General features: G+C 69.2%; 19 protein-coding genes and 4 pseudogenes. 11 read left to right on the forward strand and 12 right to left on the reverse strand.

Features of this window, described 5'->3' with window-relative positions:
* Window positions 1-106: 106 nt before the first annotated feature.
* The 4 genes and pseudogenes from ACIRU3_RS45140 to ACIRU3_RS45155 all read left to right on the forward strand — a co-directional run.
* Window positions 107-538 (forward strand): annotated as a pseudogene (locus ACIRU3_RS45140) (thiopeptide-type bacteriocin biosynthesis protein); the annotation flags it as partial.
* A pseudogene (locus ACIRU3_RS45145) lies at window positions 535-1,813 on the forward strand (lanthionine synthetase C family protein). The pseudogenes ACIRU3_RS45140 and ACIRU3_RS45145, both read left to right, overlap by 4 nt.
* A gap of 24 nt (window positions 1,814-1,837) precedes the next feature.
* Window positions 1,838-3,919: a methyltransferase, FxLD system gene (fxlM, locus tag ACIRU3_RS45150; protein WP_404069895.1), complete on the forward strand. Its 2,082-nt coding sequence runs from the start codon at window positions 1,838-1,840 to the stop codon at window positions 3,917-3,919.
* Window positions 3,920-4,018: 99 nt separating this feature from the next.
* Window positions 4,019-5,176, forward strand: a complete 1,158-nt coding sequence (locus ACIRU3_RS45155) for a hypothetical protein (protein ID WP_404069897.1) — start codon at window positions 4,019-4,021, stop codon at window positions 5,174-5,176.
* A gap of 204 nt (window positions 5,177-5,380) precedes the next feature.
* Here the strand turns inward: ACIRU3_RS45155 and ACIRU3_RS45160 are convergent, their stop codons facing one another.
* The 9 genes from ACIRU3_RS45160 to ACIRU3_RS45200 are packed head-to-tail and all read right to left on the reverse strand — an operon-like array spanning window position 5,381 to window position 17,509.
* The gene (locus tag ACIRU3_RS45160; RefSeq protein ID WP_404069899.1) at window positions 5,381-8,005 is read right to left on the reverse strand and encodes an ATP/GTP-binding protein; all 2,625 of its coding nucleotides are present in this window, start codon (window positions 8,003-8,005) and stop codon (window positions 5,381-5,383) included.
* Window positions 7,981-8,625, reverse strand: coding sequence for a hypothetical protein (locus ACIRU3_RS45165; protein ID WP_404069901.1), 645 nt, complete (start codon window positions 8,623-8,625; stop codon window positions 7,981-7,983). Before ACIRU3_RS45165 ends, ACIRU3_RS45160 begins: the two co-directional genes overlap by 25 nt.
* The gene (locus ACIRU3_RS45170) at window positions 8,622-9,734 is read right to left on the reverse strand and encodes an NlpC/P60 family protein (RefSeq protein ID WP_404069903.1); all 1,113 of its coding nucleotides are present in this window, start codon (window positions 9,732-9,734) and stop codon (window positions 8,622-8,624) included. Before ACIRU3_RS45170 ends, ACIRU3_RS45165 begins: the two co-directional genes overlap by 4 nt.
* Window positions 9,735-9,769: 35 nt before the next feature.
* On the reverse strand, window positions 9,770-12,598 hold the full coding sequence (locus ACIRU3_RS45175) for a hypothetical protein (protein WP_404069905.1): 2,829 nt from the start codon (window positions 12,596-12,598) through the stop codon (window positions 9,770-9,772).
* 1 nt (window position 12,599) lies between these two features.
* The gene (locus tag ACIRU3_RS45180; protein WP_404069907.1) at window positions 12,600-12,950 is read right to left on the reverse strand and encodes a hypothetical protein; all 351 of its coding nucleotides are present in this window, start codon (window positions 12,948-12,950) and stop codon (window positions 12,600-12,602) included.
* The gene (locus ACIRU3_RS45185) at window positions 12,947-15,667 is read right to left on the reverse strand and encodes an ATP-binding protein (protein ID WP_404069909.1); all 2,721 of its coding nucleotides are present in this window, start codon (window positions 15,665-15,667) and stop codon (window positions 12,947-12,949) included. The genes ACIRU3_RS45180 and ACIRU3_RS45185 overlap by 4 nt, the downstream gene beginning before the upstream one ends.
* Window positions 15,664-16,239, reverse strand: coding sequence for a hypothetical protein (locus ACIRU3_RS45190; protein WP_404069911.1), 576 nt, complete (start codon window positions 16,237-16,239; stop codon window positions 15,664-15,666). The genes ACIRU3_RS45185 and ACIRU3_RS45190 overlap by 4 nt, the downstream gene beginning before the upstream one ends.
* The gene (locus ACIRU3_RS45195; RefSeq protein WP_404069913.1) at window positions 16,236-16,577 is read right to left on the reverse strand and encodes a hypothetical protein; all 342 of its coding nucleotides are present in this window, start codon (window positions 16,575-16,577) and stop codon (window positions 16,236-16,238) included. Before ACIRU3_RS45195 ends, ACIRU3_RS45190 begins: the two co-directional genes overlap by 4 nt.
* Window positions 16,574-17,509, reverse strand: a complete 936-nt coding sequence (locus ACIRU3_RS45200) for a conjugal transfer protein (protein ID WP_404069915.1) — start codon at window positions 17,507-17,509, stop codon at window positions 16,574-16,576. Before ACIRU3_RS45200 ends, ACIRU3_RS45195 begins: the two co-directional genes overlap by 4 nt.
* 126 nt (window positions 17,510-17,635) lie before the next feature.
* Here ACIRU3_RS45200 and ACIRU3_RS45205 point away from each other — a divergent pair, with 126 nt between their 5' ends.
* From ACIRU3_RS45205 to ACIRU3_RS45215, 3 genes and pseudogenes are all read left to right on the forward strand, one after another.
* Window positions 17,636-17,863, forward strand: a complete 228-nt coding sequence (locus ACIRU3_RS45205) for a hypothetical protein (protein WP_404069917.1) — start codon at window positions 17,636-17,638, stop codon at window positions 17,861-17,863.
* A gap of 353 nt (window positions 17,864-18,216) precedes the next feature.
* Window positions 18,217-19,683: a hypothetical protein gene (locus ACIRU3_RS45210; RefSeq protein WP_404069918.1), complete on the forward strand. Its 1,467-nt coding sequence runs from the start codon at window positions 18,217-18,219 to the stop codon at window positions 19,681-19,683.
* Between the two features lie 27 nt (window positions 19,684-19,710).
* Window positions 19,711-19,919 (forward strand): annotated as a pseudogene (locus tag ACIRU3_RS45215) (IS481 family transposase); the annotation flags it as partial.
* 8 nt (window positions 19,920-19,927) lie between these two features.
* Here ACIRU3_RS45215 and ACIRU3_RS45220 read toward each other — a convergent pair.
* Entirely contained in the window at window positions 19,928-20,341 is a 414-nt protein-coding gene (locus ACIRU3_RS45220) for a hypothetical protein (RefSeq protein WP_404069920.1), read from the reverse strand.
* 401 nt (window positions 20,342-20,742) lie between these two features.
* Entirely contained in the window at window positions 20,743-21,267 is a 525-nt protein-coding gene (locus ACIRU3_RS45225) for a MarR family winged helix-turn-helix transcriptional regulator (RefSeq protein ID WP_404069922.1), read from the reverse strand.
* Window positions 21,268-21,296: 29 nt separating this feature from the next.
* On the opposite strand from ACIRU3_RS45225, the gene ACIRU3_RS45230 reads away from it, so the two are divergent.
* Together ACIRU3_RS45230 and ACIRU3_RS45235 are read left to right on the forward strand one after the other, a co-directional pair.
* Complete coding sequence (locus ACIRU3_RS45230) at window positions 21,297-22,226, forward strand: alpha/beta hydrolase (RefSeq protein ID WP_404069924.1); 930 nt, start codon at window positions 21,297-21,299, stop codon at window positions 22,224-22,226.
* 272 nt (window positions 22,227-22,498) lie between these two features.
* Window positions 22,499-23,515, forward strand: coding sequence for a DNA-directed RNA polymerase subunit alpha (locus ACIRU3_RS45235; protein ID WP_404069926.1), 1,017 nt, complete (start codon window positions 22,499-22,501; stop codon window positions 23,513-23,515).
* A gap of 1,126 nt (window positions 23,516-24,641) precedes the next feature.
* Here ACIRU3_RS45235 and ACIRU3_RS45240 read toward each other — a convergent pair.
* Complete coding sequence (locus tag ACIRU3_RS45240; protein ID WP_404069928.1) at window positions 24,642-25,190, reverse strand: GNAT family N-acetyltransferase; 549 nt, start codon at window positions 25,188-25,190, stop codon at window positions 24,642-24,644.
* A gap of 242 nt (window positions 25,191-25,432) precedes the next feature.
* On the opposite strand from ACIRU3_RS45240, the pseudogene ACIRU3_RS45245 reads away from it, so the two are divergent.
* Window positions 25,433-25,552: pseudogene (locus tag ACIRU3_RS45245) on the forward strand (voltage-gated potassium channel); the annotation flags it as partial.
* Window positions 25,553-26,154: 602 nt separating this feature from the next.
* A complete protein-coding gene (locus ACIRU3_RS45250) occupies window positions 26,155-26,835 on the forward strand; it encodes a patatin-like phospholipase family protein (protein ID WP_404069930.1) in 681 nt (226 codons plus the stop codon).
* The last annotated feature ends 76 nt before the right edge of the window (window positions 26,836-26,911 follow it).

Genomic DNA, 26,911 nt, shown 5'->3' on the forward strand with positions numbered 1-26,911 from the left:
AAGACCGACAAACCCAAGATCACCTAGAGCTCGACCAAGCCAGGACCTGGCCCATTACGTGAACACGAGGCCGGGGAATATCGCGAACGTTCACACCGTGCTTCCGCGTCCGCGGCAGCGAGTGTTGGTGGCCGCACACACGATAGCCATCGCTACTGCCTTCCTCGGCAGCGAGGAGGCCGCCATGCGCTGGCTGATCGACCACATTCCATCCGCGGCCCCTTCATCGGTGCCGCGTCCTGAGTTCACCGAGACCGTACGACTGGCCGATCCGTCCGGCGGATGGGCGGCGTTACGCGATACCCCTGGCGGGCCGGCCGTTGTGGACACCTGGGCCGATCGGCAGGCGGCGCTAGCGTCCTACCGACTCCACTTTCCAAGTCCGGACACCCAGGGCATCCGACTGGACGACGTCCTGTCCTCGCTTTTGCACGTCCACTTCGTCCGGCACGTCGCGGTTGACTTTCCCGAGGAAGCCGTCTGTCTGTACCTCACGCGGGCGGTCGCTCTGGCCTGGATGTCGCGGAGGGAACAGTGACCAACCACGCTGCGCTCCAGATGGCCGAAGCGGTCGCGAACCTCCTCGCTGACCCTGCTACCGCTCCTGTCAGCTCGGATACGATCACGACTCATCGACAGCACCTCGCCTACGGGCCGACGGGGATCGCACTGCTGCACATCGAGCGCGCCGCCCAAGGTCTCAGTCCGTGGCAGCGCGCCCACGAATGGGTGAGTATTGCCGCTCGGCAACCGTTCACCAGCGGACCCGACAGCCACCCCTTCTACGGGGCCCCCGCGCTCGCGCACGTCGTGGCCTGCATGGCTGAGCACCATCCTGGCCCGTATCAGCGCGCATTGGGCGTCCTCGACGCCCGCCTGACCACAGACGTACATCGAAGGGTCGACGCTGCGCACCGACGCATGGATGCGGGCCTGCTGCCGAAGGTGTCGGAATTCGACGCAATTCGCGGACTTGCTGGCTTTGGCGCCTACATCGTGCGTCGGCACGCCGACAGCGAGGCCGCGCGGGCCATCCTGGGGTACTGCGTGCGCCTGACCGAACCCATCACCGACAGCGCAAGCGGCGACGTGTTGCCTGGATGGTGGGCGGCGAGTGGACCGTCCGGAAGGCCAGACGAGCGGTTCCCCGGTGGTCACGCCAACAGCGGAATTGCACACGGCATCGGCGGCGTACTCGCGCTGCTCGCCCTGGCCGCACACCGAGGTGCGCTGGTCGAAGGTCAACTCCACGCCATGCGAATCATCCTGTCGTGGCTGGACCACTGGCAGGAGCGGACAGTGGGCGGCCCCCTGTGGCCGTACTGGATCACGCGTACCGAACTACGAAAAGGACAGCTCGCTCCTTCCGTACCGCGACGACCGTCCTGGTGCTATGGCACGGCGGGACTCGCCCGTGCACAGCAACTCGCCGCCCTGGCCCTTGGCGATTCCGCCCGGCAGATCGAAGCGGAGGAGGCGATGATCTCCGCCCTGACTGATCCCGCACAACTCAAGGCCACGACAGACAAGGGCCTGTGTCACGGCACGGCGGGACTCGCACATATAGCCGCCCGCATGGCCGCCGACGCCCACCCAGAGACTGCCGTCCAGCTCCGCGCCGCTCTCCCGACCCTGCTTGACCACCCTGTGCCCGGCGGACCTCGACCCGGCCGATGCCGCAGCAACGGAGGTCCAGGGAGACGCCGGGGCGGGGTTCCTCGACGGCGCCGCTGGCCTTGCCCTGGCGGTCCAAACACCGGCCACCGCTGCTCCACCCCGCTCAGCGTGGGACGCATGCCTGCTCGTCGCCTGACTGCCGCTGACCTAAGGACCCGCCATGTCTGCCCTCTGGCACCAGTACAACGTCACCTTCACCGACCGCGAAAAGGGCAAACGCGCTATCACTGAACGCCTCGGCCCAGTGCTACTCGCCGCAGAGGATGCGGGACAGATCGACGGCTGGTGGTACATGAACAAGCAGCCCTGGCCTCTGCGTTACCGCTCGGTCGCAACGTCCCCACAGATCGAGTCGCTCCTGTCTGACATGGTCGGCGACGGAACGATGATGGCATGGACGCCAGGCATCTACGAGCCCGAGACCACCGCCTTCGGCGGCAGCAGTGCCATGGACACCGCCCACGACCTCTTCCACGCTGACAGTCGCCACCTGCTCACCTACCAGCCCGGTCCAGGGCACCTCGGCCGGCGGGAGACCGCCGTTCTCCTTATCAGCGCCATGATGCGTGCCGCTGACCTGGACTGGTTCGAACAGGCAGACGTGTGGGCGAAGGTGGCGGAGCTTCGCCCACCAGCGACTCAGCCTGTGCCCCCCGAGAAGACCGCCGTACTGGCGCCGGCCATGCGCAAGCTGATGACAGCCGACGCCCACAGCCTGTGCAGTCCAGGACGCCCACTCGAAGGGTATGGCGACTGGATCACGGCCTTCGAGCGAGCCGGTAGTGCCCTCCGTGCCCTCGCCGGCACCAACGGCCTCACTCGGGGCCTTCGGGCGGTCATTGCCCACCACGTGATCTTCCACGCCAACCGTGCAGGACTTCTCCGAGATGACCAGCACGCCATGTCCCACATCGCACGAGAGGTAGTAATGGGATCGAGTGACAACAACGCGTCGACCACGGACGCAACGCCAGCGACGGATAGCGTCAGGGCGGTGAACACCGACACGCTCAGCACCGCCGATCCCGAAGCCGCACGACTCCGCAACGCCCTGGTCGACAAGATCCGCGAGGCGGGTTACGCCCGAACGACCTCCGTTGAGACGGCGCTGCGCACCGTACGGCGCCACCTGTTCGTGCCCGACGCGGCGCTGGAAGACGCCTACTCGAACGCGCAGGTCAACGTCAAATTCGACGTCGACGGCGCATCGATCTCCTGCGCTTCACAGCCCGAAATCGTGGCCCTCATGCTGGATCAACTGGAGGTCCGGCCTGGTGAACGCATCCTCGAACTCGGCGCCGGCACCGGGTACAACGCCGCTCTGCTCGCCCACTTGGTCGGTGGGAACGGACACGTCACGACCATCGACGTCGACGACGATCTCGTGGAGGGTGCCCGATCCCACCTGGCTGCGGCAGGTTTCACGAACGTGGAGTGCCTGACCCGTGACGGGGCTGTCGGCCACGCCTCAGGTGCCCCGTACGACCGGATCATCGCCACCGTCGGCGCCCATGGCGTCCCTCACGCCTGGATTCAGCAGCTGGCCCCCGGGGGGAGACTCCTGGTTCCTCAGCGTCTCAAGGGCAGCGTCTCCCGATCCATCGCCTACGAGCGGCACGAAGAGCGATGGATGAGTGTAGACAGCAGGATGAACACGTTCATGCCTCTGCGTCGGGGCATCGCTGACGATGACCGCCGCATCATTCCTCTCAGCTCGGACGGCACCGTACGGCTCCAGGCACCTGCCGGGCAGCCCATCGATGCTCAAGCCCTGGCCGGAGTACTGGAACAGCCGAGCACCGAAGAATGGACCGGCATGACGGTCCGCGCCATGGAGTCGCCTGAGTGGATGGAACTCTTCGTCTCCTGCTCATTGCCGTCCGGCCTGATCCGCATGCTCTTCCCGCAGGCCGCTAAGGGCACCGTCCTCACCGACGACCCCTACCCTTCGTCGACCGTCGCTGTCGAAAAGGGCGCGCTGACGTACCTCGTCCGACGCCTTTCTGACCAGAAGACCGCCGAGGGCGGCAAGCTGTGGGAGTTCGGCGTCATCGGCCATGGGCCCGGCAGCGATGAGCTGGCCGCACAGGTTGCTGACGCCATTCGCACCTGGGACCGCGAGTACCGCGGTCGCGAGGCGACGTTCGAGATCCAGTCCCTTGACGCCCCGGCGGTCGAGCAGGCCCCTGGGCTGTTCGCGATCGACACCCCGCTGAACCGCATCGTCGTCGACTGGCGATAACGCCAGCCCGGCCGTGAAGGAGGCGGTGCCCGTCGCATGGCCGACGGGCACCCCCGGTTCGTCGTCGCTCCATCCCATCACCGCCGCCCAGGGGGACATATGGATCCACACGGCCCGATAGCAAGGCGCTTCCCGCTCGTTGCCCGGTTCAGGCCCGCCTGCCAACCTCTGCCAGCCCGTGTGCGGGCTCTGGCTGAACTGGCAGACAGAGCCACGCGGCAGGGCGAACAAGGGCTGGCATCGACCGTCTTCAACCAGGCCGCCCTCCTCGCCTCCGATCTTGATCTTCCTGAACAGGCCCGGTCGATGTGCCACCGGCACGCAGAGGCGTACCTCCGTTGCTGCCCACTGCGCGCCATGAGCGCGATCCGTGGGCTGGAGCCGCTGGTTAACCTCGCCCGCTTGCAGATCCGCGCCGGCCAAACCGACGACGGACGTCAGCGCCTTCTGGGCCTGTACGAATCTGTTGGAGCAGGTCGCGCAGCTGTGTTCGAAGGCATCACCGTGCCGAACGGTCTCACCCGGGCATCCGAGGATCGGCGGGAAGTGCACGCGTGGCTCTGGCGGGTGGTGCTCGCCGATGGTACGCGCACTCTCACGACCATGGGCCGATGGCCGGAAGCCTTGGCCCATATCGAGCAGCATCGAGGCGTGGGCACACGGATGCTGGACGGACGCCAGGTCGCCATAGTCTCCGCCCTCACCGCGGGCGATACAGGACGTGCTGCGAAGCTGCTTGAGGAGACGGCTCCTGGAGATTCGTGGGAACAGCCCGTCACCGCCTGCTTGAAGGTGCTGTGTCGCCGCCACGCTGGCCAGCCCCTCGACGATTGCTTGACCGAGCTCGTCAGCACCTACCTCAACCACGAATCCGAGCCGGGAACGACCGTCTTCGATACCCGTCTCGGCCTCACCGTGCTGGACGCGATTGACTCTTCCGAACACCCTGGCGCCCGCCCACTCGTCGATGACCTGGCCCGACGGGCGTTGGAAGCGCAGAACGGCTATGCCGCTCGTGAACTCCTCACGCACCGCTTGTTCACCACGGTTGCCGCAGCCCGCCAGGTTCGGGACTGCACCGCCTTGGTCCGATCTTGCGGCCTCGGGGGGCGGACCCTCCCGCCTTCACTGCACCGCACGCTCTCAGTTGCTCTGGACTCCAGCGAAGTGGTGATCTCTCGTTCATTGGGCGCCGCTAACACGGGAAGTTCTCCGAGCAGTGAGCACGCTGTCCGGTACCAACGTAGGGAACCTTGATCGCGTAGAGAAGTCCACCAGGCCATCATGGTGCAGCTTGTTCAGCGGCGTGGAGACGGTCTGCCGCGCCGTGCCGGGCCGCAGCAAGTCGTGAAGCTGAATAGTGGTCGCCATCCGGTGCTGCCCCAGCACGGCCAGGAGCTGATGCGGCAGCTTCCACCGGACTCGGTGTGCGACCGGACGACACGGTCTCGAAGGTGGTGGTCACTGGTAACCCTTCTGCTGCAGCCGTACGGCTGGCGGGGTGGTGGGGGCGAGTTGGGTGAGGAATTGGTTCACACGGCCCAGCTGGTCGGTGGCGCGAGTCGTGAGCCGGCCCAGGGGCTCGGCGCCGGCCATAGCCAGGGCGGCGCGCTCGAGTGCCGCCGCCTGGCGGGGGCGTGAGTAGTCGGCGAAGACTTCGTCGAGGTGCGGGCCGGTGATGCGGATCGGGCCGACGCGACGGCCCCTGACCGTCAGCGACATGTAGTGCTCGAAGCGGTCCAGGGTGGCGACGACGTGAGGTCCGGGACGGTCGCCCCATTCCGCGGTGATCGGAGCGATGGCGGACTGTGATCCGGCGGTGGACGCGAGAGTGGAGGCGTTTTGGACCAGGGAGAGCCGCACCTGGGTAGGCAGGCGGGCCAGCAGCTGGGTCATGCCGTGGACGTGCACCTTGTACTTGCGGAAGTCCTCGAACATGCTGGCGATCGTCTCCGCGGCCGCGCCGGTCAAGGTGATCAGCTCGTCGAAGTACGGGCGGAACGGCAGCCGTTGGGCTTCCGGGGTGTCGCGGCGAGAACGCACGGCGCGCAGCAGGTCGCGGGCGAGCAGTGCGGTGACCAGCCGGTCGGTGGGTCCGTTGCCGCCCGGGCACACCCACACGATCATCTTCGAGTCCATCGCGGCGCGGATGTTGTAGCGGCCGGCGCCCTGGCCGAGGAACGCGCGGGTGACGGGGTTGGCGGCGAGGCGGGCGATCGGGTTGAGGACCACGGCGAAAGAGTCCGGTGGCAGGGTAGGGAACACCGTTTGCCACCAGGAGAGCGTCTCGTCGTCCAGGCGCTCCTGAACGCCGGCGAGCGCCGCAGCGCGAAAGACCGGGTCGGTGAGCAGCGCCCGCACGTGGAAGACCGTGGCCTGGTCTTCGGACCGCCCGGCCTGACAGGCGGCTTCGTTGACGGCCACCAGCACTGTCAGGGAGGCGGTGAGGATGGTCAGCGCGCGGGGTGCGCTGGCGTCGTCCCAGCCCAGTGCGGCCGCGTAGGCGTCCGCGGTGGCCTCGACGACCTCGTGCGCCACCTGGCCCTGGTGCATGCCGAGCGGATTCCATGAACCGATCTGCGGAGCAGGCCCATGGGCATTGAGGTCGAAGAGCGCGATCCGGTCCATCAGGGCGTCGTGGGCCAGGAACGGCAGAGCGCGGGGCCAGGAGTCGCGGTGCGGGTCCACGAACATGAGCCCGCCACCGGCATGAGCCCAGCCGATCGCCTGCGCGAGGGCGCGTTCGGTCTTGCCGCCGCCCGCCTTGCCCACGCCGACCTCGAAAAGCGTCTCCTTCGCATAGCTGGCGACAAGACGACGGCGGCCGTCGGGGCTACGGTAGATGCCCTGCAGCAGCACATGGGGGTTCTGGAACTCGAAGGTCGGCAAGTCCCCGGCGAGCAGCGGCAGCCGGCAGTGCACCGTAGGCGGCTTGAGCAGGCCGGTCAGCTCCTGAAGGCGTACCCAGTTCGCGCGGGGCGGCTGGCAGTGACCCAACGTCCAGCGGCGCTCGAAGCCGCGTCGGCTGGGCCAGCGGTCCGCCCCGAACCGCCACGGGCCGATCCGCCCTCCGCGCATCGCCCACCGGGAGCCGCCGCCGAACACGTCGAAGGCGGCCTGAAGCTGGGAGAGCCGGGCCTCGGCGCGTCCTTCCGTGTTCGACGCGCACAGCGCCAGCAGCTGCACGCGCACCAAGTGGTCGTTATCGGCGAGCTTGCCCAGAGCCTCCGCAGGGTCCACCCGGCGGGGAACGGGCGGCATGACCAGACGGCGCCCGCCCCCGCCCTGCTTGCCGCCAACCAACTGCTTGAGATGCCAGGCCACTGAGTCCTCGATGCCGGTGGCGTCCTGACGCACCCACCGAGCCGCCCGCTGGGCCTCGCGGCGTTCCCTGCGGCGAGCGTCCGACATCAGTTGCAGACGGCGGGCCCGCAGCGCCCACTTGGGGGCGCGCTGGATGTCGAGCCGGATCTCGGCCAGGTCACCCAGTTCCGCCCGCAGATCGCAGACTGCGTCGACCAGTGGCTGCAGCGGATCGGGGTCCAGCGGAACGTCCCGCAGCGGGGCGATGGGCTTGCCGCGCAAGACGAACTCTGCCCGCACCACATGCTTACGCGGATTGTCGACGAGGGGACGGGCCCGCTGCACAGTGACGGCCGGCCCGAAGGGCGTGATCGACAACAGGCGTTCTCCACCCGCGGGACCTTCGATCCGGTAGCGCAACGGGCTCGACCCGTCGGCGCGCAGCCGGATCTGTACCGCCTTCGACCTTCGCGGCGCCCACCACGGCATGCTCGTCGAGGCCCGGGCAAGCTGAACCCCACGGCGGAAGATCTCCTCCAGGCCAGGGTCGAAGTGCTGGGCCGGCACGAGCTCCAGCGCCATCCGCTCGGCGGAAGCCTTGGCTGCGAGCCGACGAACCACCAGCTCGCCCACACACCAGCACGCGGCGATGGTCAGGGCGAGCAGGTACCAGTGGTCGTAGAGCCAGGCGGCGGCGTCGACCAGGCCAGTGACCAGGCCGAGTACCTGTCCAGCGGCCGTCTCATCGGCCCGGTCGGTCAGGTACGGGGCTGTGGAGTCCACGTTGCTGCTCCGTTCTTGACAGTGCGGGTGAAGAACCAGTCGGTGATGAGCAGGTCGGTGAAGGTGCCGCCGCGGTCCATGCCGGCCCACACCAGATGGACCATCGCCCTGCTCGGGCTGCCGTCGCGGCGGGCGACCGCGGCCTGGATGCGAAACCGCCCGGTGGAGAACGCCGGAGCCAGCGCCTGGCCCGGGTCACCGAAGACCGTGGGCCACTTTGCTCGGCCGACTCCGGTGGCGTCCGCGCGCAGCAGCGCGCGACCGGCGCTGAGTAATTCCCGCTCGTCGTCGGCCAGAAGGTCGGCCGGCCATGCGGCCTCCAGCGACCGTTGGACGGCCCGGTCGCCGGCCACGCCCTCGCCATGCGGCGCAAGAGCGGATGCGAGGACCGACAGCGTCGATGCGGCGAGTTTCTTGGAGGGCGTCGTGGCGACGGCCGGCTTGCTGAGGGGAGGCGCAGTAGCCGCCACTGACGGATCCCTGGTCGCGTACGTGGGCGACAACGTCGCCGGTGCCGGCGGCTTTGAACTGTGTGGCACGCCCAGCACAGCGACGCCGGTGACGGCGAGCATGCCGGTGCTCAGCAACAGCAGACGCGGTGAGCGCGGGGTCCTGGTCACAGCAGCCGTGCTCCCCCCGCATAGCCGGACATTGCGCTCACTGCGTCCAGTCGGACGACGGTGCCCGGCCGGGCAGCGTTGATCATTTGACCGCCGCCGGTGTACATGCCGACGTGGTAGATCGTGGAATCGCGTCCGGGGGCGTAGGCGTAGAAGACGAGGTCGCCGGGCTTGAGGGCGCTGGTACCGAGGCTTGCGGGGATGCGCCGGCCGACACCGGCCTGCGCGGCTGCGGTGCGTGGCAGGCTGATGCCAGCCTTGGCGTACGCGTACGTGGTCAGCCCTGAACAGTCAAAACCCTTGATGTTCGCGCCGCTCTTCCCGCTGGGCGAGCAGCAGACGCCGTACGACTTGCCGCGGGTGTTGCCGCCGCCCCAGGAGTAGGGCACACCTCGCTGGGAGAATGCCGCCTCGATGACGTGGCGGACGGTGCCGGACACGTTCTTCAGGTCCGGGCTCTTGGCGGCCGCCGTGTACTGGTCGATCCAGCCCAGCACGTTGGAGACGTATGCACTGGAGTGGTTGTACTGCAGGATCGCGGCCCCCAGCTGGGAGCGCTTGCTCAGGTTGCGGCCGCCTCCACACAGGTAGACGGCGGCGCCGAGCGCGGCGTCGTCGGCGTTGTGCGGGTCGGCTCTCTTGTCACCGTTCGCATCCTCGCCGATGCCTTCCCAGGTAGAAGGCAGGAACTGGAAGGGGCCGACGGCGCGCTCGCCGGTGGCGGTGCCGTCCCACTTGCCGCCGTCGGTGTCGGGCACGGTGGTGGTGTTGCCGCCGGCCCCGGAACCGTTGAGGAGCACTCCGTAGATCTTCGGGCGGATGTCTCCGTTTGCGGTGATGGTGTGGCCGATGACGTGGTTGGACTCGACCTTGGCGATTCCGGCGAGGATCGGCCAGCGCATGCCCTTGCACTTCGGCACGTACTTCCGGACCTGCCAGGCGGCCTTCTTGTAAGCGGTCAGCATGCGCGGGGGGATGTCGGCGGCCGTGCCGCCATCGGCGATCCCGCCGTCGCCCTGTCGGCCGGTCTGCAGGGCAACGATCGCGTTGATGGCGCCCGTGACCGGCGCCGCGCAGCACACGGCACTGAACAGCAGCACGAGAGTCACGCACCCCCACCGTCCGAGACGGCGCCGGGACCTTGTCATTGCTCGTCCTCGTCCCAGGGATATACCGGCCGGTTGCGCTGTTGGCGCAGCCGTTCGGCGTCAGCTGCCGTACGCCGGGTCAGCGCTTCCCACCGGGCTTGCGCCTCCCCGCGTGTTGCCGACGAGCTGGCATCAGAAGGGCCGGGCCGGTTGCCGGTCGGCGATGCGCTGGTTCCTTGCATGCGCCTGGCGAGATCGGGGTCGACCTGGGCGACGTTTTGGATGGTCTCGCGTCGCAGTTCCGCCGGATCGTTGAGCAGCCGCTGGAAGCGGTCCGAGGACGGCCCGGGCGCGGCCGACCGACTGACGGGAGGGCCACCGGCTGCGCTGGCGCGTGCTGTAGGCCTGCGGCCGCCGGCTGGACGGCCCCGTCCTGCGGTGTCCGCGCTGGTGGGGCGCTGTGTGGGTTCCGTTGCAGCGGCTGGGGCCGCTGCTGTCCGGGTGGGCAGGCGCCGGCTGACGAAGGGGCCGGGACCGCCGCGGTCGTCGGTGTGCTCTCGCAGGACGTTGGAGACGTGCCGTCCGGTGTCGGCCCAGGCACGGGCGTCCGCGCGGACGGTGTTGCCCCATACCTGCACCTGCTGGCGGGCGTCCTGGGTGTAGCGCGAGCCCCCGGCGCGGGCACGCTGGATGGTGGCCGGCAGACCGACGCTCGCCCCGTAGGCGGCCCGCCCGCTGCGGTGTGCGATGCGGTAGCCGCGGAAGCGGACCAGCCGGTTGTGGGCGCGTGTCGACAGCAGGGTGCGGTCGGTGTTCTGGTCGTGCAGCACCTGCCCCGAGCGGCGGTCGACGACCTGGCCGTTCTCGTCGCGGTAGCGGTCGGGCGGACCCCCAGGCCTGCGTGGCCCCCCACCACCCGAACCGCCCGGTTCACCATCAAAGGCGCCACCGGCGCCCGGATCCCCGCCAGCGGTGGGCTTGCGCCACCTTTCCAACTGTTCCCGGTCCGGCCGACGCCCGATCAGCAGCCAGTGCCCGCCTCTCAAACCGAGTCGCGCCCCCAGGCCGCCCACGGCTGCCGCCGCGGTCAGCGGTGCGAGACCGCGCCCTGCCTCAGCGGTGGCATCCCCGAGCATCCTGCCGGTGTCCACCGACATGCCCGCCCCGTCGAACAGGGAAGTGAGCGCGCCCATCAGGCGCTGCCGGGTGCCGAGCATCCCGAACCGGCCGCCGCCCGTAAAAATCCGCAGGCCGCCGCTGTATCCGCCGCGCGCGGTGGGGGAGTTCATGGCGAGGGCTGCGCCGAGTCCGCTGGTGTCACCGGGCAGGTGGGTGCCGCCGACCTTGGCGTAGCGCATCCGCATGGCCATGCGCTGACCGAAGGATGTGATGGCGGTCAGTAGGCGGCGGTGCCCGGCGGCGCCTGCGATGGCGAGGACGTCGATGAGCAGGATCCGTTCCACCATCAACTGGGGGCCGTTGGTGATGGTGGCGTCGACGGCGATCCCGAAGAACGGGATGAAGGCGCAGATCCCGACCACAGTCAGGATCGCGACGCCCCACAGGGACAGCCACTTCCACACCGACTGCCGGGCGGGCCCGGGCAGCATGCCCGCGACGAAGGTGACGCCGCCGACGGCCGCCGCTGCAGCGCAGATGCCCTGGGTGCCGAGCAGAACGATGGCGCTGGAGAGCAGCATGCCGCAGATGAACAGGGTGGCGATCAGCAGCAGGAAGGCGCCGCCGAGTCGCCACCAGGTGGGCTTCTCTGCATAGGCGGCACACGACTTGCCGACCGGGCCGGCTTTGTCGAGGTCGGCGAGGAAGGCCGTGAACTGCTGGTCCCCTTCGCTCAGCAGGGGGCTGTCGGTGTCCAGTAGCTCACCGCCGGGGGTGAGGGAGGGCAGCTTGTCGCTGCCCTGGCCGGTGTGCTCGCGGATGCAGTACTTCCTCATCGGCTTCGCCAGCAGGCTGCAGGCCTTCTCAGCGTCTTTCTGTGCCTTGCCACCTGGTTTGTAGCCGCCGGTGACCCATTTGAGGTGGATGGCATAGGCCTGGCGGTCGGATGGTTTCGCGGGGTCGAGGGTGCGCCCGTACTGCAGCAGCATGTAGGGCTTGACGATCAGTGCGTTGGTGATCGAGTCCTGGATGGGGCGGGCCACCTCGGCGGCGGAGACGGGGCCCTCGCCTTCACGTTGCAGGCACTTGAGCTCGGCGTTGCCGGCCATGCCGGCGCACGGATCGTAGCTGGAGAGCTTGCCGCCCCAGTCGTAGGAGTTGACGCTCTGCTGGGCGACCTCGGCGGCCACCTGCTGGGACTGGCCCAAAGGGCCGTCCTGGCCGAGGAGGGTGTCGGGGCGGATGAGGGCCGAGGCGGCGATGGCCCCGATGAGCAGGGTGAGGAAGATTTCGCCCAGACCGCGGCCGACCCGCCCGCGCACGATCATGAATCCCGCGAAGACGAACGCCCAGGCCAGTAGCAGACCCTTCAGCCCCAGGGCGTCGACCACCACGTTGTTGTAGGAGTCGGCGACCTTCTGCGCCGGGCGGGCGAGGATCTTCAGCAGCGGGAACCGGAAGGCCACCTCGATGGACCACCCCGCCAAGCCGACCAGCAGCCGTATCAGGGTGAACAGCCCCGACAAGGCGAAAGCGAGGGCCTGGCCCTTGAAGTCGACGATGGAGCCACCTGAGGCGTTCAGCTCGTAGCCGTTGATCGGTACGCCCTCGGACGAGGAGATGTTCAGCGGCGCGAGCAGGTCTCCGGTCTCACTGCTGCTGCCACTCGCCGCATATACGACCTGGCTGTTCACCATGACGAACACGCTGGTGAGCAGCAGGACGAAGCCCGCCGGGCGGAGCGTGCCGCGGTTTGGACGGAACATCTCAGGCCCGTCCTTGCCTGGTAGGTGTGCGGCGTCGCCAGATCGCGAGCGCGCCTACCGCTGTCGCGGCCGGCAGCAGCTTCCATGCGGCGGCGTCTCTGCCGGACTGGGCGCTCGTGGCGTGGCGGCCGCGCTCGCAGTACGCCTTGGCCGGAGGTGCTGTCCGATCGCACGCGTCTGTGGGCGCCTTGGCGGCGTCGGCGGCGAAGGCTTGTCCGGTGCGTGGCCACCAGGCCGTGGGCAGGCTCACCCCGAGCGCCAGGAGGAGCACGGCGACGGAGGCGGCGATCGCCGTGAGAGCGCTCGCGGCTGTGGCGAGGCGCTGGGAACGGCTGGGTGCGAAAGAGGTCATCGAAGTTCCTTGGGACGGTCGTCCGTGGCTGCGTCGGCGAGCGGCGTGGATGCGGGCGCGGTGGTGCAAGGCACTGGTGTGGTGGTGCGGGGCACTGGTGTGGTGGTGCGGCGTCCGGGTGTGGTGGTGATGGAGGAGGAGATCCGCTCGATGCGGGGGATGACGACCTTGATGCGGCCGGTGTTCTGCCGTGGGCATGCGATGAGGAACTCGCCTTCGCGGCCGCGTTGTCCGACGGGGGACAGGCCGGTGGTCACCAGCTGCAGCAGCTCGGGGTCGTTCGGGTCGAGGCCGAGGAACTCCAGTCCCCGGCGGGCGCGTTCGCGGTCCGCGGTGCGGGCGAGCGCGCGGTAGGCCATCAGCCCGCGGTCGGGGCCGAGTTCCTCGGCGTCGTGCGACCCGGCGAGGAGGCCGGCGCCGTGCTTGCGGCCGTCGTGGAGGATCTCGTGGACCAGGGCGGTGCCCTCGGCCGAAGAGGTCAGCCAGTACAGCTCGTCCAGCACCACGGCGGTGAACCGCTCCGGGTCCTCGAACGCGGTCTGCCGGGCGATGGCCGCGATCAGGTAGAGGACCGCGCGGCCGATCAGGGCTTCCAGCGGCTGCTGGTGCAGGACTTCGGGCTTGTCGAATGCAGCTTTCGGCGGCAGCTTCAGACCGGTCGTCGTGATCACGATCATGTCCAAGGCGCTGGAGGCGTCCAGCTGCACGGGCGGCAGAGTGGGGTCGAACACCATCGCGGCAAGCGGGTTGCTGGCCACCACGCGGATGAGTCCGGCGAGGGTGGCGGCCACGTCCTGCCGTTTACTCACCTGCGCCTCGGCCATCTCGTCGAGGACCTGAAGGACGCGGTGCAAGGAGGGGGCGTCACCGGCGGCGGCCCGCTCGACGGCATGGTGCAGGACCTCTCCGTTGCTGCTCATCGGGCCGATACCGAGCTGGAGCGTGAGGTAGGACAGGGCATAGTGGCGGCCCTCGGGGCCGTCGAACATGCGCAGCGGGTCGATGGACACCTCCGCTTGGGCGGCGTCGATGATCTGGCAGCGGCCCGCGGCCGCGGTGCGGGCGAAGGTTGCCCACTCCCGGACAGGGGTGCGGTCGATGCAGATCGCGACCCCGCCGCGCGCCCACACCGCCTCGGAGATCAGTTTTTCCAGGACGCTCTTGCCCGCGCCGAGATCGCCGATGATCCCCATGGAAGCGGAGGCGTCCTGCTTCGGCGCATCCGCCACATTGATCATCACAGGGCGGGTGGTGCCGCAGTCCAGGTCGATGCCCAGGAACATGCCGTTCGGGTCGCCGACCTCCGCAGCCGTGAAGGCCCCGCCCAACGCCCAGTCCTCGCTGACCTGATGCTGGGTGAACTCCCGCACCCCACCGGGCCGCGCGGTGCCGGGCAGTCCGAGGGTGAACAAGGCCTCCTGCAGCCCGGCCGGACGCACCGCCCGGTAGTCGGCGCCGCCGAGCAGGGCGGCCAGGGCCCGGGCGCGGGCGTCGCAGACGGCGGCGGTCGGCCCCCACACGGTCAAGGCCGTCACCGACTGGACCTCCACCTCCACGCTGGTGCGCGACAGGCGTGCATCCAGCTCGCCCAGGTCGCGGGCGGCATCGGTCAGCGAGGCCGGCATGCCGGTGGGGCGGGCGTCGTACTGGTCGGCCTGGTCGACCAGTTCGTTCTTCTTGCGCCGCACCTGATCCCGGGCCTTGTCGGCCGGCACCAGGGTGAGGTCGACGGCGTAGTCGACGGGGAAGTCCAGGGTCTCCAGCTGCGCGAACAGATCGGCGGCGTCCTGGCTCACGGCAGGCGGGCACTCGGCCAGCGCCAGCTGCGCCTGATATCCCACCCCGGTGTCGGACTCCACCTGCAGCCACCGCCGCTGCAGCGGCGACGACGTCTTCAGCCGCCACCACGCCGTGCGCCCCGACCGGCCGATCCGGTCCGCGCCCGCCAGGTCCTCGGCGTCGTCGAGCGCGGGATCGATGCCGCCTTCCTGCAGGCGGACCTGGCCAAGGTCGGCGTAACTGGGGGAGTGCAGCGTCCCCGCCCTCAGCTGCCCGCCGTACAGGGCGCTGGTCTCGGCCTCGGTGAGCAGCGGCTCGTCCAGGCCGCGGTGCAGGGCGTGCTGGATCATCCACACGATCTCCGCCGGGCGGGCCGGGCGGAAGGCGACGCCGCCGGCGAGCGCGGCTTCCACCCGCAAGGCCTGCTCGCGGTAGGAGGTCACCTCGCGGCGCGCCACGGGAGCGGCACGCATGCCCAGCATCGGCGCGACGTCCGCCCACATCGCGCCGAGCGACGCGGTCACCTGCCCGCCGGCGGCGTCGTTGTGCAGCGGCACCGCCAGCCAGAGCGTGCGGCGGTGCATCTCCTGCTCGCCCAGCAAGTCCACAGTGGCCTCGACGTTCTCCACCCACGGGTGCGTACTGCCGGGGGGCTGATCGCCGGGCTCGATCCCCTCGATCATGCGCAGGGCGATCTCGCCCGGGTCGACCTGTGCGCACAGCCCGAACAGGCGCGGCGCCCCCGTCAGGGAACGGATCAAGTGCGTGATCTTCGCGAGCTGCTCGTCGCGGACCGAGGCCGGGACGTAGGTGCCCTGGACGGTCTCCTCGCGGCGGCCGCGCGCATCCGGTCCGGGGTGCAACCGGTAGAGCGCCCACACGCTGCCGTGCGTCGACCAGACGAGGTGTCCCGCGATGTGACGGATCGGCACCCTCACCGTGCACCCCCCGCCGGTTCGGCGAGGGCGAGCAACTGCTGGACGCCCGACACCGGCCCCACCGACAGCGGGCGCGCCTGCGGCGCCGGGCGCGGTCGCGCGGACGGACGGGCCGCCGGGCCCCGGTGCGCCGTGCGGTCGGCTGCAGGCTGGTCGAAGCGGGGCGTGGCCATGACCGCGACAGCGGGAGCAGCTTCCTCGAGGGTGAAACCGCCGAGCAGCGGACGGGACATGCGATCCCGCGCGGCCCTGCCGCCCATCCGGCCGCCCTGCGGCTGCCAGGCGAGCAGCACCCAGCCCAGCGCAGCCTGCAACGGGGCGCGACCCTTGATCTTCGGCTGGCGTACGGCCCAGACCGTCAGGACCCAGGCCACGACCGGCACCGGGCCCATCCACGACCACCAGCTGATCGTCTTGACCAGCAGGAACCCGCCGCCGACAGCGACCGCGATCTGCGCCGGGGTGTAGGGGCCGAGCGGGATCTTCCAGTCGGCGACCTTCCCCAGCACCCACGGGTGGCGGCGAGCGGAGGTGTAGAAGCGGCCCACCCGCCCAGCGGCCGCGGCGCTCACAGCCGGCCTCCCGCGCCGTCAAAGTGCACCCGGGCGAGCGGACCGGGTCCGCGCACGATGCCGGGCACGGCGGGAGCGCCCTTGGACGGGTTCTTCACCTCGTTGGTGAACCTGTCCGCCAGGTCGTTGCGACTGTTGTACAGCCCCAGCGCGACGATCATCAGAAGCAGGGCGCCGATCCCGGCCTTCAGGCTGAACCTCTGGATCATGATGACGACGACCAGGCTGACCAGACCGGCCTGGAGTCCCTTGGTTGCCCACTGCTTGAACATGTCGATCCACGAATCGCCAAGGTCACTGAGCTGCCCGGCGAGCGTCAGGCTGTGCACCGTATTCACCGGCCACCCCCGTCCCTCACGGTTGCGGACTCAAGCGCCGCGACTTCCCACCGGCCAGAGCGGGCCTTGAGTTCGATGTCGTACGCCAGCGGCCAACGCCCCGCGTCATCCCGGGCTTCGACCTGGACCCGGACGCTGACCCTCGTGCCGCCAGCCGGCACCTGCCCGGCGGCCGCGGCCTCCTCAGCGCCCCACACCTCCTGGACGGTGACCGTGGTGTAGGGGGCGGGAGAGATGGGCGACAGCTTCACCCCGGGTGCGAGGTAGCGGCTCACCTCCCCGGCCCCCGTCAGGTACGCGCCGAGGAACTCACCGACTGCAGAAGACAGATCGCCGTCGGACGGCACGCTCACGCCGTACGGCGACTTGCCCACCGCAGCGCGCGCCGGGCCGGCCACCGCGCCGGGGGCGCCGGTCACGGCGAATGAGGCGCCACTCTCACCGGCGGTCACGGGGACGACGAAGTACCGCAGCCGTCCGTCCGCGTACTGCGCAGCCACGGTCACCTCCCACTCGCCGTCCTCGCGCTGCGCACTGCGCACGGCGGTCACGGCCGCCGGCTTCGGCTGCGCACTGGCGACCGGATCCGGCAGATCGACGTCCGGCGCGAGGGAGTGCGCAAGCCGCGCCTGCGCACTGTTCGCGTCGTCGGCGCTGCTGCGCAACCACGCGCCGACGAACACCTGCGCATAGCCCGCAGGGTCGGCCACGGCGGCCGCGCTGCGCACGGCGGTCGGCTTGTCCGAGGGGGCGGGCGCGATGGTGGTCGGGCCGGACAGCACCGCGACGCCCAGGGCGACGGGGCCGGCCGCGATCGCGGTGAACAGGGCCAGGCGCGACAGGCGGACGCGCCGCCTCATCTTCTCCAGCCGGGCGCCTGCGGCCATCGGGGCAGCCGCGTCGCTCTGTGCGGCCTGCTTGCCAGGGAACATGGTCAAACTCCCAGGTCAGTACGTGTAATTGCTGACCTTGAGAAAACCTGCCGACCCCGACCCAACCCCCGACCACGAGACCCCGACCACGGTCACGATAGGGATACGAAGCCCATGGTTGGGGTCATGGTTGGCCCAACCACGGGGCCGACCATGGGCCTGACGGGGGCGGGCGGTGCTCATCGCGTCACCCCCGACGGCGCCCCGCCGACGGCTGCGCTCACACCCGCTTGCCACACCGCCACCGGTGCCGTACGCGAGAGCGCAGAAGACCACCCGCCGCCCCGTGGAGGCGGCCTGCGCATCGGGACACCCGGCTGGGCACAAGAGGACATCGCCTTCCAGGTCCCGTAATGCGCACCCGCTGTACGCAACCCGACTGCGCACGCCCCTCGCTCGACTGCGCAGCCCGACTGCACAACGCCCAGCCGAGACTGCGCAATCGGGCTGCACAGCCAGTGCGCACCGTGCCCGGGAGGCGTGGTTGGCCCCGACCATGAGCCCGACCACGCCAGCCCCGTGCGCATGTTCCCGGATCGTGACCGGTGGTCGGGGGCTGTGGCCGTCAGCCTGGTCGGGGGCGCCGGGTGAGCTGACCGAATGGAACTCGCTCACGTCACCTCACACAGCGGCACCGGCTACCTCGCTCCCGCACGTCTGCTCCAGAGCATCGGCGGCCGCGCGCATATGGTGTGCGAGGAAGCAGGATGAGCCGCTTCGGGGCGGGGATCCGCCGTGGGGTGATGGCGGCGGACCAGTTCACCCAGATCGCCAACGGCCTGTTCCGCGAACCCAAGATCTCCTTCAAGGCGAAGGGAATCTTCGGCTACATCAGCACCCATCGCGTCGGCTGGCACGTGACGGTCGCCGACCTCGTGCGCGCCGGACCCGACGGACGCGACGCCGTACGCGGCGGCCTGAGCGAACTGCAGCTGCACGGCTACCTCATCCGCGAACAGCTGAGGCACGACGACGGGACGCTCGGCGAGATCGTGTACTCGATCACGGACCGTCCCGCTCCCGTCGACGCCGACCTTGCCCCGGCGGTTGGTTCGGCGTTCGCCTCCGCGCCATCGGGTGAGGCGCTGCCCGGCTTCGGGACGGGGATCCGCCGTGGGGTGATGGCCGCGGACCAGTTCACCCAGATCGCCAACGGCCTGTTCCGCAACCCACGGCTCTCCTTCAAAGCGAAGGGAATGTTCGGGCTCATCAGCACGCACCAGGACGGCTGGCGGATGAGCGTCACGGACCTGGCGCGCCGCAGCCGCGACGGCGAGGCGGCCGTCAAGACCGGCCTCAAGGAGCTGGAGGTGCACGGCTTCCTCCTCCGGGAACGCGAGCGCCACCCTGACGGCACCCTAGGCGCGGCCGCGTACTTCATCACCGACCTGCCCAGCCTGCAAAACAGCAGCTCGCAACCGATGTCGGGTTTTCCACCGGTGGATAAGCCGACGTCGGTTAATCGCCCCACTAAGAACACCAACAGAAAGAAGACCAACAAGCAGAAGACCAGCACCGTCCCTCCCTGCGACCGCAGTGACGTCGCGCGCACACCCGAAGGGACGGACCAGTCCGACGCACCAGTGTCCCCGCCGGCTGCACTCCCGGCGGATGAGATACATCCGGGTATCCAACTGCTGCTCGAGATCGGAGCGAGTCGTCCGGACCTCCTGCTGACCGGGAAGGTGCTGACCGATCAGGGTCGCGTGGCCACTGTGATGCTGGAGTCTGGCTGGAGCAGCGAGCAGCTGCGCCACGTCATCACCGACCGGCCGCTGCCGCAGCCGGTGCGCACCACGGTCGGTGCGATCATCGCCGCCCGCCTGCGGGCCGCTCAGACCTACCCGCCGCCCGCGACGCTGGACAGCCGTCACCACCGCGGCGATGTGACGGACGACGAGTCACCAGGGTGGCCGCTGGCCGAGCGTTCGTCCACGGCATCTGCCGCACGCACGGTGACCGAGGCCCTGACCTACCGGGCGCTCGTCGAATGCGCTGGCTGCGGCGCTCCGGCAACCGCCCCCGGAGAAGACCTCTGCCCGGCCTGCCTCGGGTGGCCGGTGTGCCGAACCTGCCCCGGACCGACGCCCCGGCGGGGCCACCCCGAGGGCGATGGCCGCTGCACCACCTGCGCCACCGCATCGACCAACCTGCTGGAAGGAAGCACACCATGAGTACTTACGCAACGCCGACGGCCGGGATCGCTCAGCAGCGTCGGCGGCTTCATGGTCGCCGGACAGTGCATCCAGCTCGGCCGCGGCTATGCCCATCAGGTTGTCACCGCCCACTTGGACGAAGAAACAATCAGGGTCTTCCACGGTCAGGAGCTGATCACTGCCGTCCCGCGTGTCGCCAGGAAGGAGGTGGTGGTCGCAAGTCCGGCGAACACAATCGTCGTAAGATCGTGTGATCGTCGAGTCAGGAAGGCTCGGACGCCTCCGCCGACGGCCACTTGGCCAGCCGGTCATGGGCTTCCTGCGCAATGACCGGCCACGGGTCGTTAACCAAACGCGCAACTGCCGAGCGCGGCGAGCGTGGATGGCCTGCAACGAGTCGCCGCACAGAGTCATGCGGATCGTCGACCAACCGTTCCAACAGCTCAGATGGGCAGTTGCGCTTGCTCGCCACCCGGTCCCGCACCCGCCAGTCGGAATCCTTGATCAGCTCGGCCAGAATCTCCGGCGGCACCATGCGGTTATGCGCAGCCCCAAAACGCATGTCGGGATGGTTGCGCACCAGGCCCCACCAGACTGTCAGCGGCAAGGTTGCCCACGCTGAGCGGTTGTACTCCGCCGGGTTCTCGCTCTGTCGCAGCCGGATGAACTCCTCCACGGAGGTGATCTCAGAGAAACGGTCCGTCATGGCAGACGGTAAGTCACGATGTCTAGGTCAGACGTCAAGCATCAACCGAGACCCGACAGGGAGTACAACGGTTTTCAAGACCGCCACATCTCAGTGCCGACTACGCTCCTGACTTGCTCGTTCATCGTTATTGCGCATCTCGCGAGCAGCACTCTGGCCAGAGGATGGCCAAGGACGCCGCCCGATGCCCCGCTCTCGTGATGAACAGTCTGCACCTGAGGCAGAGCAGGGTGTCGTGTGCCAGGCGCCGCACCCTGTTCGTTGGCGTTGTCACGCAGTTACTGAAATTGAATTCGTGATGCCGGCCCTGCGGGGCTATGCAGCGTCGCTCAACTCTCGGGGGTCGGATGCCATTCGCGGGTCATGTCCCCTCATCCCGGCCGGCCGTGGGGGCCCGCCTCGAGGGTTGCGCGAAGGACGGCCAGGACTGAGGCGATGCGGGCCAGGTCGTCGGGGGGAACCGCCGCGGTCAGTGAGATGAGCTCGCTTTCGATTATGGGGCGGGAAGCGGACAACTGCTTCTCACCCGCGGATGTGAGGCGGAGGACGGAGGAGCGGCGGTCCTGGGGGTGCGCGACCCGCAGGCACCAGCCCGCAGCCACCAGCCGGTCGACCGCTTTGCTGACGGCCCCCACGGTGATCGCCAGTTCGCCGACGATGTCGAGCACGCGGCACCCCGGCACGCGGTCGATGATCTCCAAGAGCTCGAACTGTCCCAGCCCCAGCCCTTGTTCGGCGCGCAACCGGGCGCTCACCGCGTTGTAGAGCCGAGTCTCGACGCGGACCAGATCGGTAAAGATCTGAGTGATGTGGCTCACATTAGCTCCAGTGGATTCCAGGGAATCATCTTCCTTGGAATCTGGTTGGGTCAGGCAGGTGGATTCCGAGGAATCCATCCTCGCACCCCGCCCCATGGAGGCCCCACATGTCCCGACAGCAGCGCGATGCCCTGGACGCCATACTCCGTTCCGCCCCTCGCAGCGACATTCGGCCCACTCCCGAGGAGCAGCGCAGCGGTTTCGCCGCAGCTGTCACCCGCCCCATGCCGGAGGGCGTGGTCACCCGCAGGACCGTCCTGGGCGGGCGGCCGACCCTGGAGCTGGAGCCGGCCGAAGCCTCCGGCCGCGGCCGACTGCTCTACCTGCACGGCGGCGGCTACATCATCGGCTCACCGGACACCCACGCAGGGCTGGTCGGTGAACTGGCCCGCCGCGCCGGGCTGCGCGCGACGTCGGTGGACTACCGGCTGGCGCCCGAGCACCCTTTCCCCGCGGCAGTCGACGACGGGCTCGCGGCCTACCGCGAACTGCTGGCGTCGGGCACGGACCCACGGAACCTCGTCATGGCCGGTGACTCCGCCGGTGGCGGATTGACCATTGCCACGCTGCTCGCCGCCCGGGAGGCCGGGCTGCCGCAACCAGCCGCCGTGGTCGTCTTCTCCCCCTGGGCCGACCTCACCCTCGCTGGAGGAAGCATCCGTTCCAAGGAGAGCGCCGACCCCATTTTCACGGAGGCCGACGTGCGCGCCTACGCCGATCTCTACGTCGGCGCAGGCGACAGGGCGCATCCCCTGGCCAGTCCGGTGTTCGCCGATCTCACCGGACTGCCCCCACTCCTCGTGCAGGTCGGGGCGAACGAGGTGCTCCTCGACGACGCGGTCCGGCTGGCCGGCCGCGCGGGCGCCGACGGCGTCGAGGTCACGCTCGAAGTCGGCCCCGGCCTCCCCCACGTCTTCCAACACCACTACGGGCGCCTCGACGAGGCGGACGCCGCACTCGACCGCGCCGCCCGCTTCCTCACCGCCCACCTGAGCACCGGGCGCCCGGGCGCCGACCATCTCGAACCGGTCCACTGACACCGACCGCGACGGCCTCCACGTGATGGATGTCGGCGACATCACGGGTTCAATTTCAGTAGACACTCACCCGGTGCGGCTCCCGGGGCGCGGGAACAGCGCACGTCAATTCAGTTTCGACTCCACTCCAGCAAGAACCGGGCCGACCGACCGGCCGGCCGGCAGACGGGCGGGGGCGGGCGGTTCGGCCTCGTAGGAGGCCGAACCGCCCGTATCCTTCGTGGTGTCCACGGCGTCACATAGCGGGCGCCAAACACTGGAGGCAATACCTCGTGCTCATTGCTCAGCGTCCGTCACTGACCGAAGAAGTCGTCGACGAGTTCCGCTCCCGGTTCGTCATCGAGCCGCTGGAGCCGGGCTTCGGCTACACCCTCGGCAACTCCCTGCGCCGTACGCTCCTCTCCTCGATCCCGGGTGCGGCGGTCACGTCCATCCGCATCGACGGTGTCCTGCACGAGTTCACCACCGTGCCGGGCGTCAAGGAGGACGTCACCGACCTGATCCTCAACATCAAGCAGCTGGTCGTGAGCAGCGAGCAGGACGAGCCGGTCGTGATGTACCTGCGCAAGCAGGGCCCGGGTGTGGTCACCGCCGCCGACATCGCGCCCCCGGCCGGTGTCGAGGTGCACAACCCCGACCTGGTCCTCGCCACGCTCAACGGCAAGGGCAAGCTGGAGATGGAGCTGACCGTCGAGCGCGGTCGCGGCTACGTCTCCGCCGTGCAGAACAAGCAGGTGGGCCAGGAGATCGGCCGTATCCCGGTCGACTCCATCTACAGCCCGGTGCTGAAGGTCACGTACAAGGTCGAGGCGACCCGTGTCGAGCAGCGCACCGACTTCGACAAGCTGATCGTCGACGTCGAGACCAAGCAGGCCATGCGTCCGCGTGACGCCATGGCGTCGGCTGGTAAGACCCTGGTCGAGCTGTTCGGTCTCGCCCGCGAGCTGAACATCGACGCCGAGGGCATCGACATGGGCCCGTCCCCCACGGACGCCGCCCTGGCCGCCGACCTCGCGCTGCCGATCGAGGAGCTGGAGCTCACCGTCCGCTCGTACAACTGTCTCAAGCGCGAGGGCGTCCACTCGGTGGGTGAGCTCCTGGCGCGCTCCGAGGCCGACCTGCTCGACATTCGCAACTTCGGTGCGAAGTCGATCGACGAGGTCAAGGCGAAGCTGGCCGGCCTGGGCCTTGGCCTCAAGGACAGCCCGCCCGGATTCGACCCAACCGCCGCTGCCCTCGACGCGGACGACAATGGGGACGCGGGTTTCGTGGAGACCGAGCAGTACTGAACGCTGCACCGGGTCGCGAGGGAGCCAGGAAGGCAGAGGAGCCGGGCGATGAGCACCGGCCGACCGACCGCTCCCTCTTTCACGAGAGTGGGTGCTCTGACAGGTCATGCACCTTGACGGGGCCCAACCGATGCTCGCGACAACCTGGGTCTTCAAGGTGAGCGGTGCGGCGGTGTCCGCGGACTCGTCAGGTGGCGACACGGCGAGTCCGTTCGCGCTGGCTGTCGACGGCGCTCACGGCCGATGAGTCGGGCATGGGGGCCGCCATTGCGGTGGAAGCCGGAACGATGATGCCCCCGGCCACAAGAACCGAGGCGACAGCCGCCGTGAGGCGGAAGCTCTCTCCCTTTGGGTGGGCGCCGTCGTGGGTGTTCATATTGAGAATCGGATTCTCTCCTTATTGATACTGAAGGTTTCTTTGATGTGTCGCGAGCATTCGGAGTAATGGCCCGTGGGCCAGTTAGAACCTCTGAGTGAGATGTCGGCATGACCTGCGGATTGGTGAGAGGGAGAGTCCCTGGAGGAGTTCCGTCTCGCCGTGCTGCCTCGTTTTCTTTCTGGTGAGACGGCGCTTCAAGTGGGTCGGATTCGGCACAGCATGGTCATGTTCCGGAAACTCGGTGCTTGACCTGGCCGGAGGCGGTGGTTGAATCCGCGGAAGTGCCGCCGAAAACCTCTGGTCGTGTGAAGTCTGGCTGGGTGGCGTGGCCGTTGGCTTTACCACCCGGCCGGACTGCGAACTCACTCGATGTGGCAGTCGCCTCTTGGCTGACGTCGCTGCCGTACCGTCGCTGGCCTGGACGTCACGGGACCCTGTACCCGGTTTGGACGAAGCCGGTACCAAACGTGTCACCGTGGGGGTCGACGAGGTTCACGACTGGCGAGGTGGGCATCGGTGCTGCTACCGCTACGGAAGCCGGAATGAAGATGCCGTCGGCCACAATGGCCGAGGCGGTCAGCTGACGGTGGCTGAGGACATGTCCCTTCACCCAGGTCGCCGGTGCGCTGGACGCCGCCCACGACGTAGGGCTGGTGCACAGGCTGAGCCAGAATCCAAGTTTCAGCAGCGCTGGGTTCCGTCCCGGCAATGCTGTCGAGTTACGGATCCGCGCTGTCGAGCACGATCTCAAACGGACGGCGTGACCGAGGACCACACGCCGAACCACTGCTCGGCGCCCCACTCCTCAAACCGTTGCACCTCGGCGAACCCCAGCTTCGCCGCGAGGCGCATCGAGCGGTTGTTGGCGGTCTGGGTGCAGAGCACGACCGGCTCGCCGGGAAGCGCGTCGGCGAACCAGTCGAGTGCCGCCGCGCACGCCTCGGCGGCGTACCCGCGTCCCCACGCCTCTGGCAGGAACAGGTAGCCGAGCTCGGCCTCCCCTGCATCCGGACGGACATGACTCCGATGCTCCGGGTCGCGCCGGTTGAGCTCGATGGTGCCGATCATCGCTCCGTCGAGCTCGATCACGAAAAGGCCGGGGCGTCGCCCGGGTACCTCGGGCACCGCGCGGTCGAGCTCATCACGCGGTCGAGGGCCACCGAGGTAGGTGCCCACCTCCGGCGAGGCGAACAGCTCGATGAACGCCGCACGGTCCCGGGCCTCGGACTCGCGGAGCACGAGCCGCTCGGTCCTGATCGGGGCAGGTGGCCAGGCTATGGATCCGAGCTCAGGCATGCCGGCCAACCTAACCAGCAGGCTCGACAGCGATCAAAACGCGTGGACCGATCAAGCCACCGGCCTGCGTGATCGCGACCCCCTCGGTCGCAGCCTCCACCGGATCGGCCTGCCACAGCGGCACTCACATCCCTTCCCCCGTGCTCACACGAAGCCGGATCGCGGCGGCGACCCAGACGGCCCGCCTGGCATGCGGGGGCACGCGCCCGTGCGGACGCTGGCCGCGGGCGGAAGGAGTGATCATGCTTGCCGGATTCCTCGCCAGGGCGGTCGCCGTGCTGCTCGGCCGGGAAGGACGGTCGCTGCACCTGAAGGCGGCCGGCGGCACGACGCTCGTTCTCGTGCTGGTGATGCTCGGCGGTCGGCCCCTGAACGCCAGGCCTCGGCGAGGTGCACCATGTGGTCGATGTGGCCTGGGCGACGTTGGTGACGGTGGTGTCGTCGTAGACGGAGTACCAGGAGCCGGAGGCGGGCTGGCAGTGGTCGGGCTTGTCCTGGACGTCCTTGCCGTCCCGGGCCAGCACGTCCTGGCGGGTCGTGCAGCCGTCCGGCTGGGTGGACCAGATGTCGAACTTGTCCCGGGCGTAGCCGTCCATCGCATGCGGGACGGCCACGGCGAGCGCGGCCAGCTCCGCGCGCGGCCGCCGTCGACGGCGGTGCCGGCGGCTCGGCAAGAGCGGGAGCGGCACAGATGCCGGTCAGGAGCAGGGCGGTTGCGGGCAGGCCAAAGTGAGCGCGCCACATGTACCCCTACCTCGCCCGTCCCGATACGAGGGAAGCCGCTCATGGCCGTGCCGTCGCTCAACGAGCAGAGCTGGATCCTTACGGGCAGCGCCAGCTGGACTACGGGTACTCGCCGCCGGTACCGGAACGCATCGAGTGGGGGTTCTGGCCGGTGTCGGCCCCGGAGCCGAGGTCCTCGGCGCCTTAGGATGGAGATCGCCACAGCATGGTTGGGGGAACGATGCATTCACCGGACAGCGCGCTCGTGCTCGGCCCTGGCGGGCTTGTTGGTACCGCCTGGATGGCCGGACTTGCCCACGGCCTGCGCGGCCTCGGCGTCGACCTGGGTGCGGCGGATCTGATCGTCGGCACTTCGGCCGGCGCGATCGTGGGTGCCGCGCTGGCCACCGGCCAGGACCTCGCACACTTCGCCGAACCCATCGGCAGCCACAGCGACGGTCCCCGGCCGCCGCAGGCCGACCCGCAGCGAATGGACGAGGTCTTCGCGGTCCTCGGCGCTGGTCTGCCACCGGTGGAGGCCCGCCGGCGGGTCGGGCGGATCGCCCTCGACACGGCCAATCCGGAGGCCGAGCAGGCCTTGGTCGCGGTGCGACGCCAGCTCATCGGGACAGATACCTGGCCGACCGAGCGTCGTCTGCTCATCCCTGCCGTGGAGACTGAAAGCGGCGAGCCGGTGGTCTGGGATCGCGGCAGCGGCGTCCCGCTGGCCGCTGCCGTGGCGGCCTCAAGCGCGTTCCCGGGCGCGGCTCCTCCCGTCTCGGTCGGCGGGCGCCACTACATCGACGGTGCGCTGCGGGCAGGCACCAACGTGGACCTGACGGCCGGCGCGCGTACGGTGGTTGTCGTGGAGCCGATGGTTCGTCAGGCTCCGGCGCAGGAAGTGCTAGTAGGACTCCGTTAGGTCTGTCTTGATCTTGGTGTGGGTCTGCTGGGCAGGGGTTGGTGGCAGGTGGTGCAGGTGCCGGTCCAGCAGTTCA

Origin of the sequence: Streptomyces sp. NPDC101151, from assembly GCF_044768335.1 — a bacterium.
GTDB lineage: Bacteria > Actinomycetota > Actinomycetes > Streptomycetales > Streptomycetaceae > Streptomyces.